The sequence below is a fragment of the Spinactinospora alkalitolerans genome (genome assembly GCF_013408795.1).
Lineage (GTDB): Bacteria > Actinomycetota > Actinomycetes > Streptosporangiales > Streptosporangiaceae > Spinactinospora > Spinactinospora alkalitolerans.
The window spans coordinates 1014344-1030032 of record NZ_JACCCC010000001.1 but is presented as its reverse complement, the minus strand read 5'-3'; the positions used below and the strand labels follow the sequence as shown (position 1 = coordinate 1030032).

The following is a 15689-nucleotide window of genomic DNA, read 5'->3' as shown; positions in this document are numbered from 1 at the left end:
CCTGTTCTACCGCCGTGGTTCCTCGCGCAGCACCCGGGCCGCCTTGCGGCAGAGCTCCAGGGCCGCGCGAGCGTGACGAGGGGAGGCTCCGGCCAGTCCGCAGGTGGGCGTGGTGACCACCGCTTCGGCCGCCAGCTCGGGGTCGAAGCCGATCCGGTGCCACAGCTCCCGTACCGGATCGACGGTAACCGCCGGTGCCGACAGAACGGCGTCGGCGCCGGGCACGACGCCGAGGAGGAGTCCGATCCCGTCCTCCACGGCCGTGCCGATCGCCTCGTCGGCGTCGCGCGTCAGCAGGGTGGCGTCCAGGCCGAGCGCGCGGGCGCCGGAGCGGCGCAGCAGGTCCACGGGGACGCCCGGGGCGCAGCAGTGGGCCATGGGGAAGGCGCCGGCGTCGGCGACGGCGGCGAACACCGCGCGCAGCCGCTCCTCGACCGTGACACGCTCGACGGCGCGCAACCGGCCGTAACCGCTGGCCGTGGGCACGGCGCCCAGCAGCGCGGCGGGCAGCGACGGCTCGTCGATCTGCACCAGGGGCGCACCACCCGGTACGCGTTTGCGCACGTCGGCGATGTGGGCGCGCAGGCCCTCGATGAACGATTCGCACAGGTCGTCGACCGCACCGAGGTCGGCCAGCAGCTTCTCGCCGTTGCGCAGCTCGACCGCCGCCGCCAGCGTCCACGGGCCGGCGATCTGGATCTTCAGCGGGCCGGAGTAGGCGCCTGCGTGCTCTTCGAGCGCGTCGAGGTCGTAGGAGAGGAAACCGCGCGCCCGGCCGAGGTCGCGACCGGGCCGCTGCGCGACCCGCCAGCCCGACGGCTGCACCTCGACGGGGAACTCCACCAGGGCCGCCGCCGCGCGCCCGATGATGTCGGCGCCCGCTCCGCGGTCGGGAAGCTCCGGCAGGTGCGGGAGCTCCGGCAGCTCCCCCAGGACGGTGCGGACCGCCTCGCCGGGGTCCGTTCCGGGCAGGGAGCCGACACCGGTGGCACTCGCCAGGGGCCAGGGGTAGTGCTGCTGATCACTCACGATGCTCCAGGTTAGGGCACCCCCGGTCGCGATGGCGCCGCGCGCGCCGGTGTCCTCGGCCGCCGAAGGTCTTTCACCTCGGCCACGAGGGCTCGCGGAGAACGGGAGGCCCGTGCGAGGAAGCCGGAACCACAGGAAGGCTTGCAACCCCGGCCACAAGGGCTCGCGGTGAACGGGCGGCCCGTCGTGTGGCCGCAGGCCCGTGTGCGGGGTGCCCGGCTCCGCGCGAAGCACACCGTGGGCGTGTACTCCAGACCGAAACCCCGGTGTCGGCCCGCACCCAAGACAATCAGGTCTGCTTCGCGCACGGGTGCGGCGTTCACCTCAGCGGACCTGCTGCCACACGAGAGAACCGCACGCGCACGAACCCCTCCTGGGGCGGGCCGTGAAGACTTCCTGGAGCCGAGGTTGAGACTCAGGTTCAGGAGCTGAGCGAGTCCTCGGGGGCCGGGCGCTCCGACCGCCGCCGCCCGCGCGAGCGGCGCGACCAGGCGTAGCAGAGGACACCGGTCGCGGCGAGCGCGCCAACCGCGATCGCGAGCAGCGGAGAGTGGAGGAAGAGGCTCCACCAGGCCGCGATGACGGCCAGGCCGCCGAGGCTGTAGATCGCCGCCCAGATCAGGCAACCGATGACCATCGCGGTGAGGTAGCGGCCGAACCGCATCCGCATGGCGCCGGCGGCGAGGTTGACGGCGGTCTGGATGCCGACCGTCATGAACGAGAGCGTGACCGCGGGCGGGCCGAAGCGGTTGATGAGGTGCTGCGCCCTGGTCAGCCGGTCGCCGACGCGCCGGGCGAACCGGGACCGGTGCAGGCCTGCGTCGAGTCCGCGGCCGATCCAGTAGGTGGCCTGCGCACGGCAGAAGACGATGCCGAAGAGCGCGGAGTAGACGACCCAGAAGGGGCGCCCCTCCAGGAACTCATACGGCATCGCGACCCCCACACGCACCCGTCGTCACGGCAACTATGTTATGCCTAACCTAACTCCGGATGGCAGAACGGCCCCCGGGCCGGACGCACGGGCCCCGCCCCCCTTCCCGGCCGCCCCCGACGGGCAGCGGCGCGGGTCAGCCCGCTTGGGCCGGCTCGGCGCCGCGCCGAGCGCCCTCGGTCCTCCCCGTCGCCGAGATCGTGGCGGAGCCCAGGACGACGTCATCGGCGTAGAGCACGGCGGCCTGCCCCTTGGCGACGCCGGTGGCCGGCTCGTCCAGCACGACGACCAGTTCCCCGTCGCGCTGCCGGGCGCGGCAGGGGTGCACCTCGCCGTGCGCGCGCAGCTGCACCGTGCAGGCGAACGGCTCCTCCGGGGGCTCGCAGCCGCTCCAGACCGGGCGCTCCCCGATGATCTCGTCGACCGCCAGCGCGTCCCGCGATCCGACCGTGACCGTGTTGTTCACCGGCTCGATGGACAGCACGTACCGGCGGTCGACCGAGCCCCCCAGGTTCAGGCCCTTGCGCTGGCCGACGGTGAAGGCGTGCGCGCCGCTGTGGGTGCCCAGGACCTCGCCGGACTCGTCCACGATCGGCCCGGGTTCACTGCCCAGGCGCCGGTTGAGGAAGCCGGCGGTGTCGCCGTCGGCGATGAAGCAGATGTCGTGGCTGTCGGGCTTGTCGGCCACGGCCAGCCCGCGCCGCTCGGCCTCCGCGCGGACCTCGGCCTTGGTGCAGTCGCCCAGCGGGAACATCGAGTGCGCGATCTGCTCCCTGGTCAGCACCGCCAGCACGTAGGACTGGTCCTTGGCCTCGTCCACACTGCGCCGCAGCCTCCCGTCGAGCAGCCGGACGTGGTGGCCGGTGCACACGGCGTCGAAGCCCAGCGCCACGGCGCGGTCCAGCACCGCGGCGAACTTGATCTTCTCGTTGCAGCGCAGGCACGGGTTGGGGGTGCGGCCCGCGGCGTACTCGGCGACGAAGTCCTGCACGACATCGCGGTCGAACTCCTCGGCCATGTCCCACACGTAGAACGGGATGCCGATCACGTCGGCGGCCCGGCGGGCGTCGCGGGAGTCCTCGACGGTGCAGCAGCCCCGCGCGCCCGTGCGGTAGGACTGCGGATTCTTGGACAGGGCGAGATGGACACCGGTGACGTCGTGGCCGGCCTCGGCGGCGCGGGCCGCGGCAACGGCGGAGTCGACGCCGCCCGACATGGCGGCGAGTACGCGCAGAGTCATAGTGCCTTCCAGGCTACGCGCCGGAACGTCCGGTCCCTACCACGTCTCTCTCCGGCGGGGAGGCGTGGCCGGGCGCCCCCCGGACTCTGCGAAAATCGGATACATGGCTCTGTTCCGTCGCCGCCGTTCCGCAGAATCCGACTCCGCCGTGGCCGTTGGCGAGTTCTGGTCCCATTGGGCCGATCTCCGCGACGAGCTCGCGGCGTCGGTCGACGCCGACATGCCCGTCCCCGAGGAGACCGCCCAGCGGCTCACCGAGCGCGTGCGGCGCATCCACCAGAGCCTGACCTGGGAGGTGGCCCCCGCTCCGAGTCCGACCCCGCACGACCTGGACGAATTGGGGCTCTCCCTCGACGACGAGGCGCGCGACATCCTCGCTCGGATGGAGGACCCGGAGGGCGATCCCGGATCCTTCCGCGCCGGGGAGGGTCCCAGGTACGCCCTGACGCTGAGCGCCGGCCCCGACGACGCCGCGCGGGTGCTCGCCGAGCGCTGGCGGCGGGCGGCCCCCGAGGAGGCCGGCTGGCGGTTCTTCCCCGCTCACCCGGCCGACCACGACAAACTCGGCAAGCCGGTGACCTGGGACGGCCACGAGCTCGACCTCGGCCACGCTTCGGTGGCCCTGCGCGTCGACCAGAAGATCGGCAGGATCGAGGCGGGCGTCTACCACCCCGACTTCATGTTCCTGCCCGAGGAGACCCGGACCGCTGTGGCCGAGCACGTGGTGCTGCTCTCACTCGGCGAGGACGACTACGTGCGCTGGATCGGCTCGGTCGCGGCGCTGGTGGAGAAGCCGCTCGACCCGCTGCCGCCGACGTCCATCCCCTCGGTCGTCGAGCAGCTCTCCGGGGCGCTGGGCAGCGGCGGCTGGGTGACACTGCAGGGGCGCGTCCCGCTGCGCGGCGCGATCCAGATCGCCGTACGGCACCCGCTGCACCGCCGCGACTTCCCGGCGTTCACCCTGTACGTGCAGGTCACCGTGGCCTACGCCAGCGCCGACGGCGAGAAGCTGCCCACCGGTGCCTCGGCGACGGCGCTGGAGGACTTCGCCCTCGGCCTGCGCGACCTGCTCGGCGACAACGGAGCATTGCTGGCCCAGCAGACGGTGGGCGGTCAGCGCCAGTTCCACTTCTACCTCGACCCCGAGTCCGGTGTGCTGCCCGAGCTGGAGAGGAGCGTGCGCGAGTGGCCCGAGGGCCGCACCCAGGTGCACAGCGCCCTCGACCCCGACTGGGAGACGATCGAGCAGATCACCAAGCCGGTGCGGCGCCAACTGGGGCAGTGAGGCGAGCGGCGGTCCGGGAGGATGTGAGCCGTAGGGCTGCGGGCGGGACGCGCGGTCAAAGGTGCGGACGCGCGCGTGCCGCCGGCGCTGCGCGCGCTGCGACGGCCCGCCCCGGTCCCTCTACCGCCGCTTGGCGCGGGCCTTGCGGGCGCGTTCCACCGCGGGGCCGATCGCCTCGCCCAGGGCCTTGACGTCGGCGCTGCCTGAGCCGCGGCCCAGGCTGAAGCGCAGCGAGCCGCGGGCGGTCTCGGGGTCGGCGCCCATCGCGAGCAGCACGTGGCTGGCCTGCGCGACACCGGCGGAGCAGGCCGAGCCGGTGGAGCACTCGATGCCGCGGGCGTCCAGCAGCATCAGCAGCGCGTCGCCCTCGCACCCGGGGAACGAGATGTGGGCGTTGCCCGGCAGCCGATCCGTGGGATGGCCGTTGAGCCGGGCGTCGGGGACCACGGCGCGCACCGCGGCCACCAGCTCGTCGCGCAGCCCGGCCAGCTCGGCGGCGTGCGCCTCGCGTTCGGCGACCGCCAGCCGCAGCGCCGTGGCGAATCCCTGCAGCAGCGGGGTCATCAGCGTGCCCGAGCGCACCTCGCGCTCCTGACCGCCGCCGTGCAGCAGCGGGACCGGGTCGACCCCCCTGGCCAGCAGGAGGGCGCCCGCGCCGACCGGGCCGCCGAGCTTGTGCCCGGTGACGGTGAGCGCCGAGACCCCGCTCGACGCGAAGTCCACCGCCTCGGTGCCGACGGCCTGCACGGCGTCGGTGTGCAGCGGTATGCCGTGGTCGCGGGCGATCGCGGCGAGTTCGCGGATCGGCTGGCGCGTGCCCACCTCGTTGTTGGCCCACATCACCGACACGAGCGCGACGTCGCCGGGGTCGCGCTCGATCGCGGCCCGCAGCGCCTCCGGGCGGACCCGGCCGTGGCCGTCGACGGGGAGCTCCTCGTAGACCGCGCCCTGGTGGTCGGCCATCCAGCGGGCCGGGTCGAGGACCGCGTGGTGCTCCACGGCGCTGACCAGGATGCGCCGACGCGCGGGATCGGCCTGGTTGCGCGCCCAGTACAGCCCTTTGACCGCGAGGTTGTCGGCCTCGGTGCCGCCGCCGGTGAACACCACCTCGTTGGGGGTGGCGCCCAGGGCCTCGGCGACGGTCTCGCGCGCCTCCTCCACCGTCCGGCGGGCGCGCCGGCCCGTCGCGTGCAGTGACGAGGCGTTCCCGAGTTCGCCGAACCGCGCCGTCATGTCGGCGATGACCTCGGGCCGGACGGGGGTCGTTGCGGCATGATCCAGATACACCATGGCACTCATCAGAATACGACCGCGAACCCCCTGAAACGCATCGCGGTACCCGAACGTGCGTGAGGTGAGGGGCGGCGCACCGTCCGGCACAGGAGCGGCCCGAAGGGAGACGCGGTGCCGTGTGACGCTCCCCAGGCGGGACCGAGCGGTCCCGATGAGGCGCAGGCGCTGGAGATCTCCGAGCAGGACGGCATGAATCGTCGCGGAGGTCGCAGCCCCCGGAACCGATCCGGCGGACTACGCGGCCGCCCCCGGAAGCCGACCGCGTGAAAGCGGGGCGGGTCTTCCCCACCCGCCCTGCTCCCCGATACGGCCGCGGCCCCGGGCACTCGTCCGGGGCCGCGGCCGCGTCAGCGCGCAGGATCACTTGCGCTTGTTGATCTCCTCGGTGAGCTGCGGGGCGACCTTGTGGAGGTCGCCGATGACCGCGAAATCCGAGATCTCCAGGATCGGGGCCTCGGGGTCCTTGTTGACCGCCACGATCGTCTTGGCGGTCTGCATGCCGGCCCGGTGCTGGATCGCGCCGGAGATGCCCAGGGCCACGTACAGGTTCGGGCTGACCGTCTTGCCGGTCTGGCCGACCTGGAACTGGTTGGGGTACCACCCGGAGTCCACGGCGGCGCGCGAGGCGCCCACGGCCGCGCCGAGCGAGTCGGCCAGCGCCTCGACCGTGGAGAAGTCGTCGCTGCCGACGCCGCGCCCGCCCGAGACCACGATGCCGGCCTCGGTGAGCTCGGGGCGGTCGCCCTGCTCCTGCTTGACCCGCTCGACCACCTTGGCGGTCTTGGCGGCGTCGGAGACCTCCACCGACACCTGCTCCTCGGCTGCGGCGCCCTGGGCGGCCTCGGCCGCGACGGCGTTGGGGCGCACGGCGATGACCGGGGTGCCGGTGCGGACCTTGGCGTGGGTGAGGGTGGCGCCACCGAAAACGGAGTGCTCGGCGACGAGGTCGGCGCTGACGTCGACCACATCGGTCAGCACGCCGGAGCCGAGCTTGACGGCGGTCCGCCCGGCCACCTCCTTGCCTTCGGTGGTCGCCGACACCAGCACCGCCGCGGCGGACTTCTCCCCGGCCAGGTGGGCCAGCAGCTCGGCCTTGGGCGCCACCACGTAGTCGTTGAGCTCCGCCGGCGCCACGTAGACCTTCTCGGCGCCGAACTCGGCCAGTTTGGCCTTGCCCTGCTCGGTGGCGTCGCCGACCCACACCGCGGCGGGCTCGCCGATGCGGCGGGCGGCGGTGAGCAGTTCGGTCGTGACCTTCTTGACCTCTCCGTCGACGTGGTCGACGAGGACGAGGACCTCAGCCATGTTTCTCTTCCCTCTTTCGCGTCTTCGCCGGACCTAGATGAACTTCTTCGAGGCGAGGAAGTCCGCGATCTGCGCGCCGCCGTTGCCCTCGTCCTTGACGACGGTGCCCGCGGCGCGCGGCGGGGCTGCGGCGAAGTCCACGGTCTCGGTGGCGGCGTTGGCCAGCCCGACCTTGGCCGCGTCGATCTCGGCCGCCGCCAGGTCGAACTTCTCCACCGGCTTCTTCTTGGCGGCCATGATCAGCTTGAACGACGGGTAACGCGGCTCGTTGATCTTCTCGACGACCGAGACGACCGCGGGCAGCTGGGCCTCGACGACGTCGTAGCCCTCGTCGGTCTGGCGCTGGATCCGCACGGTCCGGCCGTCGACGTCGACCTTGTTGGCCAGCGTGAGCTGCGGCAGGCCGAGGTACTCCGCCAGGGCCGCGCCCATCACGCCGGTGCGGGCGTCGGTGGACTCCGAGCCCAGGACCACCACGTCGAATTCGAGCTTGCGCAGCGCCTGCGACAGCGCGTAGGCGGTCTGCAGGGCGTCGGAGCCGTGCAGCGCCTCGTCGTTGAGGTGGACGGCCTTGTCCGCGCCCATGGAAAGGGCCTTGCGGATGGAGTCCGTGGCCTGGTCGGGGCCGGCGCTGAGGATGGTGACCTCACCACCGTGCTTCTCCTTGAGGAGCAGCGCCTCCTCGATCGCGTACTCGTCGAGCTCGTTGATCACCCCGTCGGAGCTCGCGCGGTCCAGCGTGTTGTCCGCCGGGTTCAGCTTGCGCTCGGTCGCCGTGTCCGGGACCTGCTTGACCAAAACGACAATATTCATGGCCGGTGGCCGACCTCCCTGCACTCCCATGCGTCGCCCACTCGGACGGCGCGGACGCGGACGCGTCCGTGGCCCCTAAGGGTGCCAAACGCGCGTGCGGCGCCTGGCGGCGGGGCTGGCGTTCCTGACCCGCCATCCCGCCTGATCTGCTCTTTGTTGCTCTACTTGATGTTACTGACTGGTAGCAATAGGGCAAACCGGCACCCCAGGGGAACCGCGTGCGAAAAGGCTCACCCGGTCAGGAGGCCGCCCTTGTTCAGCCGAGTGTTCAGCCGAACCACTGGGCGGGCGGCGCGATCGGGTCCCAGGCGTTGCCCACGGTGAAGCTGTTGACGATCAGGAACAGCGCCAGCAGGCAGATCGCGACGATCGTGCCCCAGTAGACGTAGGGGTTGCGGATGCCGATGTTCTGGGTCAGCCAGGTGGCCTGGCGGCGGGCGCCGGTCGCGTGCGGGCCGTAGAGGAAGCTGAGCAGCACGACGACGCCGATGGCGTAGGCGCCCACGTTGTTGGCCCCGGAGTGGCCGATCGGCGTGAAGCTGATGATCAGGCCGACGATGATGCCGGCGAGCAGGTAGCCGAGCCCGTAGAGCAGGGTGGTCCCCAGCGTGCGGACCAGCGCCCACGGCATGCTCAGCGCCACCACCATGCTGTCGGAGCTCTTGGGCCCCCTCGTCTGCAGGCGGCGGGCGTGCTCGATCTTGACGGTGTCCAGCGCGCCCAGGACCGTCACGGTGAGCACGCCGAGGAACAGCCCGATCGTGGGCACCATCAGGCTCAGGCCCACCACGGCCAGCAGCAGCGGGATGAGGATCAGCGACGGCAGCCGCTTGGGCTCGTCGCCGTAGTAGTCCTGCTCGTCCCCGTCGTCGTCGGAGATGTAGTCGCTGAGCCGGTCCTCGCGGCCGGCCTTCCCTCGGCGGCCGAAGAGGCCGCGGCGCGGCTCCTCCTCGTAGTCGTCGGCGGGGAACGCCGCGGTGCGGTCGGCGCGCCGGCCCCTGTCGTAGTCGACCGGGGTCAGGATGTCGCGGAACTCCTCGGGGCGCAGCGTGGAGTTGAAGAACTGGGTCTGCGGCGCGTCGTCGGCCGACGGGTCGCCGTACTCCGGGTACTCCGGGGCGTCGGCGGGCAGCAGCCCGGTGCGCTGCGGATCGTCGGCCGGCGCGGCCATCGTCCGGTCGGTCCCGCCGGACTCGGCGGCCATCGTGCGGTCGGTGTCGGCCACCTGGGTGGCGTCGTTCCAGGGCCGCGCGGGCTCCTCGCCACCGCGCCCGGCCGCGGCGCCCGCGAGCCCGCCCGCCGCAGCGCCGTGGGCGATCGTGCCCCCGACCCCCCGGGGGTCGGGCATCTGCGCCTGCACGGTGTGGTTGCCGGTGATCCCCGAGGGCTGGTGACCGGTGTCCTCGGCCCAGGGCAGGTCGAGGTTGAGCCGGCCGGTCTCGGCGACGAGCTCCGCCGAGGTCGGCCGCGCCTGCATGTCGCGGGCGACCGCGGAGCGCACCAGCGGCTGCAGCGCATCGGGCATGCCGTCGAGGTTGATCTCGCCGTTGAGGATGCGGAAGAAGATGACCTCGAACGCGCCGGCGCCGTAGGGGGCGTTGCCGGTCGACGCGAACGCCACGGTGGCGCCCCAGGCGTGGATGTCGGTGGCCGGGCCGAGGTCGGTGCCCTCGATGACCTCCGGCGACAAGTAGCTGGGCGTGCCGACGAACGTGCCGGTCTGGGTGAGCTTCGCGCCGTCGACCGCGTGGGCGATGCCGAAGTCGATGACGATGGGCTCGCCGTTGGAGATGATGACGTTGCCGGGTTTGAGGTCGCGGTGGATCACGTCGGCGACGTGGATGTCGGCGATCGCCCGGGCCAGGCCGGAGACCAGCCGGGTCAGCGCGCGGCCGCGCAGCGGGCCGTGGTCGGTGACCGTCGCGTCCAGCGTCGGACCGGGAATGTACTCGGTGACCACCCAGGGCAGCCGCGCGTTGGTGTCGGCGTCGATGACCTCGGCGACGTTGCGGCTGTGCACCCGGCGCATGGTCTCGACCTCACGGGCCAGCCGGGCGCGGGCGATGTCGTCGCCGGCCACCTCCGAGCGCAGCACCTTGATCGCGACGAGCCGATCCTGAGGATCTACGGCTTGGTACACAACGCCCATTCCGCCCTGACCGATACGCCGGCGGATCGTGTATGGGCCAATGCGTTCCGGCAGCCCCTCGTCCTCGGGGAAACCTGCCGTCATTGCCATAGTGAACTCATCCCCTCAAACCCCGCGTACCACCGTCTTCCAGCCTATCGGCCGGGGCGCGATCGGGCCGCGCGGCGGCGTGCGGCCCGCCGCCGTTGTTCTGGCCGCGCCTCGTGGACCACAGCGACTCACCCGTCCGGCCCGTCACCGGATCGCTCTGCGGCGACACCGCCGCGACGCCGCGATGAACGCCACACCGGTCAGGCCGCCCGATGGCCGAGGGGCCGTGCGGCTCCTCGCCTGCGTCGCCGGTTCGGGTGACCACATGAGTATGACGGAAAAACGGAGGACTCGGTTCAGGGACGAACATCACGATCGTGCGTACGGCGCACCGGATGCGCCGGCACCCCCAGCTTCCCCTGTTCACGACCGAAAGACCAGGACGCGGCCGCGGACTCGGGGAAGAACCGGGGTTCTCCCCGATCCATCGGCTTGAGTCCTAGCCTCGGCCCAAGGAGGAAGTGGCGTGCGGGGGGCGATTCTCTCGCGTGGCCGTCAGGCCCGTGGACGGAGAAATCGCCCACCCGCGCGCGAAGCGGACCCGCCACCTTCGGTGCATACCGACACCATGGTTTCGGCCTGACCACCAAAGTGGCGGCGTGGATGGCGCGGCGCCGGTGCGATCCCCGCAATGGGCCTTCGGCCACACGAGAGGATCGCCCGGTCACCGCGGGCTCCGGCCTTCGGCTGAGGCCACAAGACCCCCTTGGGCTTGAGGTCAAGACCCAAGGCCGGGCCCGCCGCCGGTCATCGGGGCGGCCGGAACCGGCCAGCCTCGCTCGGCGGCGGCGCGGCGGAGCCCCGCTACACCGGTCGGGCCAGCTCCTCGACGACCTCGGCTCCGGGGAGCTCGGCCAAGGCGGCTCCCGGAAGGGCGAGCTTGGACCGGCGCAGGCCGCTGCCGACCACGACGTCGGGGGCGGCCGCGACGGCGGAGTCGACCAGGATCGGCCAGTCCGCCGGCAGCCCGATCGGGGTGATGCCGCCGTACTCCATGCCGGTCTCGCGCACCGCCTCCTCCTGGACGGCGAAGGAGGCCTTGCGCGCCTCCAGCCGCTTGCGGACGACCCCGTTGACGTCGGCGCGCGTGGTCGCCAGCAGCACGCACGCCGCGAACCGGGTCCGCCCGCCCCGCTTGGCCGCGATCACCACGCAGTTCGCCGAAGCCTCCAACGGAACGCCGTAGGCGGCGCAGAAGGCCGCGGTGTCGGCCCGGTCCGGATCGATCTCGGCGACCAGCAGCCGGTCGACCGGTGTCGCGTGCTTCCAGGCGGCGACGGCGCTCGCGACCGGGGCGGCCAGCAGGTCGGTCCGGTCGGCGGCGGGACGGGTGTCGAGTCCCCACATCGCGCTACCGCCCCTCGAACTTCGCCTTGCCCGGCCCCTGCTCGACGAAGCTGCGCATGCCGGTCTTCTGGTCCTCGGTGGCGAACAGCGCGGAGAACTGCAGCCGCTCGACCTCCAGGCCGGTGTCGAGGTCGACCTCGATCCCGGCGTCGACGGCCTGCTTGGCCGCACGCAGCGCGACCGCGGGGCCGTCGGCGTAGCGGGCGGCCATGGCCACGGCCGCGGAGTAGACCTCCCCTGCGGGGACGACCGCGTCGGCCAGGCCGATCGCCAGCGCCTCGTCGGCGGCGACGTGCCTGCCGGTGTAGATGATGTCCTTGGCCCTGGCCGGACCGATCAGCCGGGGCAGGCGCTGGGTACCGCCCGCGCCGGGGATGATGCCGAGCTGGATCTCGGGCTGGCCCAGCTTGGCGTCGTCGGCGACGACCCGGAAGTCGGCGCACAGCGCGAGCTCGCAGCCGCCGCCGAGGGCGTAGCCGGTGATCGCGGCGATGACGGGCTTGGGGATCCCGGCCACGGCGGTGAAGGAGTCCTGCAGCCGCTTGGAGTGCGCGGCCATCCGGGCGTAGGTCATGTCCGCCATCTCCTTGATGTCGGCGCCCGCGGCGAAGACCCGCTCGCCCCCGTAGACGACCACGGCCCGCACCGCGTCGTCGGCGCCCACCTGCGCGGCCGCCGCACCGATCTCCGCCTGGACCTGGGCGTTCAGCGCGTTCATCTTCGGCCTGTCCAGCCGGATGACGGCCACGGCCGGGTTCTCCTGGTCGGTCTCCACACGAACGAACTCGCCCACTGCCACTCCCTTTCACGTGCGGGTGCTGTGCTCACCATTGCTTACCACTCGGCGCGGACCCGGCGCGCGGGCAGGTCGGCGTCGGCGCGGCGGTGCGCGCTCACCCGAACAGCAGCTCCCAGGTGCCCAGTCGGTGGGAGACGGCGTGAGCCGCGCACAGGAGGGCCGCGGCGGCCGCGATGAGCCACGTGTCCGATGCGCGCCAGACGCTCTCGCGCGCGTGCGTGCGCGGCCCCGAGCCGAACGCCCGCGCGTCCATCGCCATGGCGAGCAGCGTGCCGGTGCGGATGGACCGGACCAGCAGCGCGAACAGCCGGCCGAAGAAGATCCCGACGGCGGCGACCGGGTTGCGCCCGGCCTCCAGGCCGCGGGCCCTGCGGGCCAGCGTGATGGTGCGCCACTGCCCGGCCAGCAGCGGGATCAGCCGCAATGCGGCCAGCACACCCATGGCGGGCCGCTCGGGCACCCTGAGCTTCTGCACGAGGGCGTCGGCCATCTCGGTGGGGTCGCTGCTCATCGCGGCGAGGATGCCGGGCAGCGCGATGGCCAGGAGCCGCGCGGTCGCGCCAAGGGCGCCCAAGGGCCCCTCCTCGCCGTACAGCAGGTTCACCGCCCCGGTGGACAGGCCCATGAACAGGAACGGCACCCCCAGCACGAGCAGCATCCTGCGGTTGACCCCGCTGAACGGCACCAGGAGCAGGACGCCGCCGAGCACGATCCCCCCGGTCACCGGGTCCACCGCGGGAATCAGCCCCAGCGACAGCAGGAGCGCGGCGATGAGCTTGGCCGCGGGGTTGCGACGAAGCAGCCAGTATCGCGCTCCCCCGTCCTCGCCGACGGTGAGGGTCAGTTGGTCACCGGAGCCGGTCGGGGCCGGTCGGCCGGATGCCGCGGCGCTCATCGGGTGGCCTCCGGGGCCCGCACGGGGGCGACCCCGCCGTCCGAGACGCGGAGTCGCGCGTCGGCGAAGCGCCGCAGCAGCAGGGCGTCGTGCGTGGCCATGAGGACGGCGCGGCCCTGGGCACGCAGCGCGGACAGCAGTTCGACGAGTTCGGTCCAGGTCCTGGTGTCCTGGCCGAAGGTCGGCTCGTCCAGGACCAGGACGTCGGGGGCGTGCGCGGGACCGGAGCTGAGCGCGGTGGCCACCGACAGCCGCCGCTTCTCCCCGCCCGACAGCGTGTAGGGGTGGACGTCGGCGAGCCCGGTGAGGCCCAGCCGCTCCAGCAGCTCATCCACCCACGCGGCCGTCGCCGCCTCGCCCATCCCGGCGCGCAGCGGCGCGAACCGCAGCTCGTCGCGCACCGTCGCGGTGACGAACTGGTCCTCGGCGTGCTGGAACACCGTGCCGACGTGCCGGGCGAGGCGCCGGGCGGGCCAGCGCACCAGCGGCCGGGGGTCGGCCTCGGCGAGCGAGCCGCGCGGCCGGACCGCGCCGGCGTGCGGTTTGCTGAGTCCGGCCAGCATCATCAGCAGCGTGGACTTGCCCGCGCCGTTGGGGCCGGTCAGGGCGGTGGCGGTACCGGCGGCGACGTCGGCCCGCACCCGGTCCAGGACGACGCGCGACGCGGCGGCGCGCATCCCCGGTTCGAACGGAGTGCGCGCGGTGCAGTCCGCGGCCTCGATGAGAACGGGCCCGCCGGGAGCCGGGGCCAGCGCCGGATCGGGCTCGTTGCCGGGAATCCACACCCCTTGGGCCGCGAGCGCCCGGCCGTGCTCGGCGAAGACCGCGCGGGGGGTGCCGTCGGCGATCACGCCGCCGCCCGGCTCGACGACAACGACCCGGTCGACGAGGTCCACCACCTCGGCGACCCGGTGCTCCACGAGGACGAGGGTGGCCTCGGTGGTGGCCGGCAGTCGGGCGATGAGCCCGCGCACGAGTTCGGCCCCGGCGGGGTCGAGGTTGGCGGTGGGCTCGTCGAGCAGCAGCAGCCGGGGGCGCATGGCCAGGGCCCCCGCGACGACCAGGCGCTGCTTCTCGCCGCCCGACAGCGCGGCGGTGGAGCGGTCCCGCCCGTAGGGGAAGCCGACCTGGCGCAGGGCCGCGTCGACGCGGGGCCAGATCTCCTCGCGGGCGACCCCGAGGTTCTCCAGGCCGAAGGCGACGTCGTCGCCCGCGCGAGCCATCACCAGCTGGGTCTCGGGGTCCTGGCTGACCAGCGCGGTGTCGTCGCGCCGCCGCGCCGCGGGCTCCCCGTCGATGAGCAGGGCTCCCTCCTGCTCGCCGCTGATGGCGCTGTCGGGCCCGGTGAGCCCGGCCAGCGCGTGCAGCAGGGTGCTCTTGCCCGCGCCCGAGGCGCCCAGGAGCAGCACGCGCTCGCCGGGTTCGAAGGTCAGGTCGACGCCGCGCAGCGCGTGGGTGCCGCGGCCGGAGTGCCGCCAGCCCCATCCGGCGAGTTCGACGCGGGCTCCCCGGCCGCCCCCGGCGCGGGCGGCCCCGTTCGTCGTGGGCATCCCGGCTAGCCCCGGGCCGAAGGGAAGGGGGCCAGCGCGTCGGTCCTGGCCAGGGCCGTGGTGAGCAGCCGTCCGCCGACGCCCGCGATGAGGCCGGCGCTGACCAGAACGATTGCGGCGTAGGCGAGCTGGTACTCGATGGGCCAGGTGACGTAGGTGGTGATGTTGTCCTTGATGGCCGGGGAGATCCCGGCGGCGACGCCGGCGAGCACGGCGACGCCCGTGTTCCAGCGCCGGTAGGCGAAGGCGAGGAAGACCAGCTCGGGCAGCAGGCCCTGGAGCACTCCGGAGACGATGACGGAGACGCCCCACGGGACGCCGAGCAGGATCGAGACGGAGGCCGCGGCGACGGAGGTGAGCAGGGCCGCGCCGGCCTTGCGGATGACCAGGCCGCCCAGCACGCCGGGCAGCATCCACATGCCGTAGATGACGGCCTGGGCCGGCGGGAAGAACACGAACAGCGGCTCGGTGGCGGTCCACAGCACGCCCCACAGCCAGAAGACGACCCCGATGCTGACGCCGATGACGGCGGCGACGACGATGTCCACGGTCCGCCAGTTGAGGACGGAGTACCCGGGCCCGGGCCCGGTCTTGAACCTGGATTCGGTGCTCATAGCGGGATGTCCCTTCGTACGTGACGAGAGGGCTCGGCCAAGAGTGGCCGCCCGCACACGTGCGCGCACCGATCGCCGAAACCGGTGCGCGGAGCACGCGCCACCGGCGGCGGTTCCCACGACTTCCTTCGCTGGCATGACCCAGATCAGGTGTGTAAGGGTCTGCGGAACGGTTTTCCGCACTCTCAGCGCCGAAGCGCTCCCCTGTCGGTTTCCTCCATTATGGGCGGTGCACCACCTGATCGGTCAAGGGCCGCGGGTCTCACGGTGGTTCCCTCGCCGATCTCGACCTCGTCGGGGTTGTCGCAGCGTTCTCAGGCCCCACAAGGTCAAGATCGGCGGGCACAGG

Annotated in this window: 13 protein-coding genes and 1 riboswitch; of the genes, 1 reads left to right on the top strand and 12 read right to left on the bottom strand. The window is 72.9% G+C overall.

The genetic code is table 11. The features are described 5' to 3' along the window. Window positions 1-6: 6 nt before the first annotated feature. From HDA32_RS04775 to mnmA, 3 genes are all read right to left on the bottom strand, one after another. Window positions 7-1029, bottom strand: a complete 1023-nt coding sequence (locus HDA32_RS04775; protein WP_179642034.1) for a methionine synthase — start codon at window positions 1027-1029, stop codon at window positions 7-9. A gap of 421 nt (window positions 1030-1450) precedes the next feature. Further along, the gene (locus tag HDA32_RS04770) at window positions 1451-1960 is read right to left on the bottom strand and encodes a DedA family protein (protein ID WP_179642033.1); all 510 of its coding nucleotides are present in this window, start codon (window positions 1958-1960) and stop codon (window positions 1451-1453) included. Window positions 1961-2096: 136 nt separating this feature from the next. Next, window positions 2097-3200, bottom strand: a complete 1104-nt coding sequence (gene mnmA / locus HDA32_RS04765; RefSeq protein ID WP_179642032.1) for a tRNA 2-thiouridine(34) synthase MnmA — start codon at window positions 3198-3200, stop codon at window positions 2097-2099. Between the two features lie 103 nt (window positions 3201-3303). Here mnmA and HDA32_RS04760 point away from each other — a divergent pair, with 103 nt between their 5' ends. Then, a complete protein-coding gene (locus HDA32_RS04760) occupies window positions 3304-4485 on the top strand; it encodes a DUF695 domain-containing protein (RefSeq protein WP_179642031.1) in 1182 nt (393 codons plus the stop codon). Between the two features lie 120 nt (window positions 4486-4605). Here HDA32_RS04760 and HDA32_RS04755 read toward each other — a convergent pair whose 3' ends face one another. From HDA32_RS04755 to HDA32_RS04715, 9 genes are all read right to left on the bottom strand, one after another. After that, on the bottom strand, window positions 4606-5775 hold the full coding sequence (locus tag HDA32_RS04755) for a cysteine desulfurase family protein (protein ID WP_179642030.1): 1170 nt from the start codon (window positions 5773-5775) through the stop codon (window positions 4606-4608). A 363-nt stretch (window positions 5776-6138) separates the two neighbouring features. Continuing rightward, entirely contained in the window at window positions 6139-7083 is a 945-nt protein-coding gene (locus HDA32_RS04750) for an electron transfer flavoprotein subunit alpha/FixB family protein (RefSeq protein WP_179642029.1), read from the bottom strand. A 33-nt stretch (window positions 7084-7116) separates the two neighbouring features. Beyond that, window positions 7117-7896, bottom strand: coding sequence for an electron transfer flavoprotein subunit beta/FixA family protein (locus tag HDA32_RS04745; RefSeq protein WP_179642028.1), 780 nt, complete (start codon window positions 7894-7896; stop codon window positions 7117-7119). A 268-nt stretch (window positions 7897-8164) separates the two neighbouring features. Next, complete coding sequence (locus tag HDA32_RS04740; RefSeq protein ID WP_246334238.1) at window positions 8165-10045, bottom strand: serine/threonine-protein kinase; 1881 nt, start codon at window positions 10043-10045, stop codon at window positions 8165-8167. A gap of 894 nt (window positions 10046-10939) precedes the next feature. Further along, on the bottom strand, window positions 10940-11482 hold the full coding sequence (locus HDA32_RS04735) for a YbaK/EbsC family protein (protein ID WP_179642027.1): 543 nt from the start codon (window positions 11480-11482) through the stop codon (window positions 10940-10942). 4 nt (window positions 11483-11486) lie between these two features. Further along, window positions 11487-12275 (bottom strand): enoyl-CoA hydratase/isomerase family protein, encoded by a 789-nt coding sequence (locus HDA32_RS04730; RefSeq protein ID WP_179642026.1) that lies wholly within the window; start codon window positions 12273-12275, stop codon window positions 11487-11489. 100 nt (window positions 12276-12375) lie between these two features. Next, complete coding sequence (locus tag HDA32_RS04725; protein WP_179642025.1) at window positions 12376-13176, bottom strand: energy-coupling factor transporter transmembrane component T family protein; 801 nt, start codon at window positions 13174-13176, stop codon at window positions 12376-12378. Then, window positions 13173-14726: an ABC transporter ATP-binding protein gene (locus HDA32_RS04720; RefSeq protein ID WP_179642024.1), complete on the bottom strand. Its 1554-nt coding sequence runs from the start codon at window positions 14724-14726 to the stop codon at window positions 13173-13175. The genes HDA32_RS04725 and HDA32_RS04720 overlap by 4 nt, the downstream gene beginning before the upstream one ends. Window positions 14727-14731: 5 nt before the next feature. Then, on the bottom strand, window positions 14732-15340 hold the full coding sequence (locus HDA32_RS04715) for an ECF transporter S component (protein WP_179642023.1): 609 nt from the start codon (window positions 15338-15340) through the stop codon (window positions 14732-14734). Between the two features lie 106 nt (window positions 15341-15446). Next, window positions 15447-15556, bottom strand: a riboswitch (TPP riboswitch). Between the last annotated feature and the right edge of the window lie 133 nt (window positions 15557-15689).

Excerpts from the sequence above, each read along its gene's own strand:
- HDA32_RS04770 (WP_179642033.1), bottom strand. The coding sequence starts at position 1,960 with ATGCCGTATGAGTTCCTGGAGGGGCGCCCCTTCTGGGTCGTCTACTCC.
- mnmA (WP_179642032.1), bottom strand. The coding sequence starts at position 3,200 with ATGACTCTGCGCGTACTCGCCGCCATGTCGGGCGGCGTCGACTCCGCC.
- HDA32_RS04760 (WP_179642031.1), top strand. The coding sequence starts at position 3,304 with ATGGCTCTGTTCCGTCGCCGCCGTTCCGCAGAATCCGACTCCGCCGTG.
- HDA32_RS04755 (WP_179642030.1), bottom strand. The coding sequence starts at position 5,775 with ATGGTGTATCTGGATCATGCCGCAACGACCCCCGTCCGGCCCGAGGTC.
- HDA32_RS04750 (WP_179642029.1), bottom strand. The coding sequence starts at position 7,083 with ATGGCTGAGGTCCTCGTCCTCGTCGACCACGTCGACGGAGAGGTCAAG.
- HDA32_RS04745 (WP_179642028.1), bottom strand. The coding sequence starts at position 7,896 with ATGAATATTGTCGTTTTGGTCAAGCAGGTCCCGGACACGGCGACCGAG.
- HDA32_RS04740 (WP_246334238.1), bottom strand. The coding sequence starts at position 10,045 with ATGGGCGTTGTGTACCAAGCCGTAGATCCTCAGGATCGGCTCGTCGCG.
- HDA32_RS04735 (WP_179642027.1), bottom strand. The coding sequence starts at position 11,482 with ATGTGGGGACTCGACACCCGTCCCGCCGCCGACCGGACCGACCTGCTG.
- HDA32_RS04725 (WP_179642025.1), bottom strand. The coding sequence starts at position 13,176 with ATGAGCGCCGCGGCATCCGGCCGACCGGCCCCGACCGGCTCCGGTGAC.
- HDA32_RS04720 (WP_179642024.1), bottom strand. The coding sequence starts at position 14,726 with ATGCCCACGACGAACGGGGCCGCCCGCGCCGGGGGCGGCCGGGGAGCC.
- HDA32_RS04715 (WP_179642023.1), bottom strand. The coding sequence starts at position 15,340 with ATGAGCACCGAATCCAGGTTCAAGACCGGGCCCGGGCCCGGGTACTCC.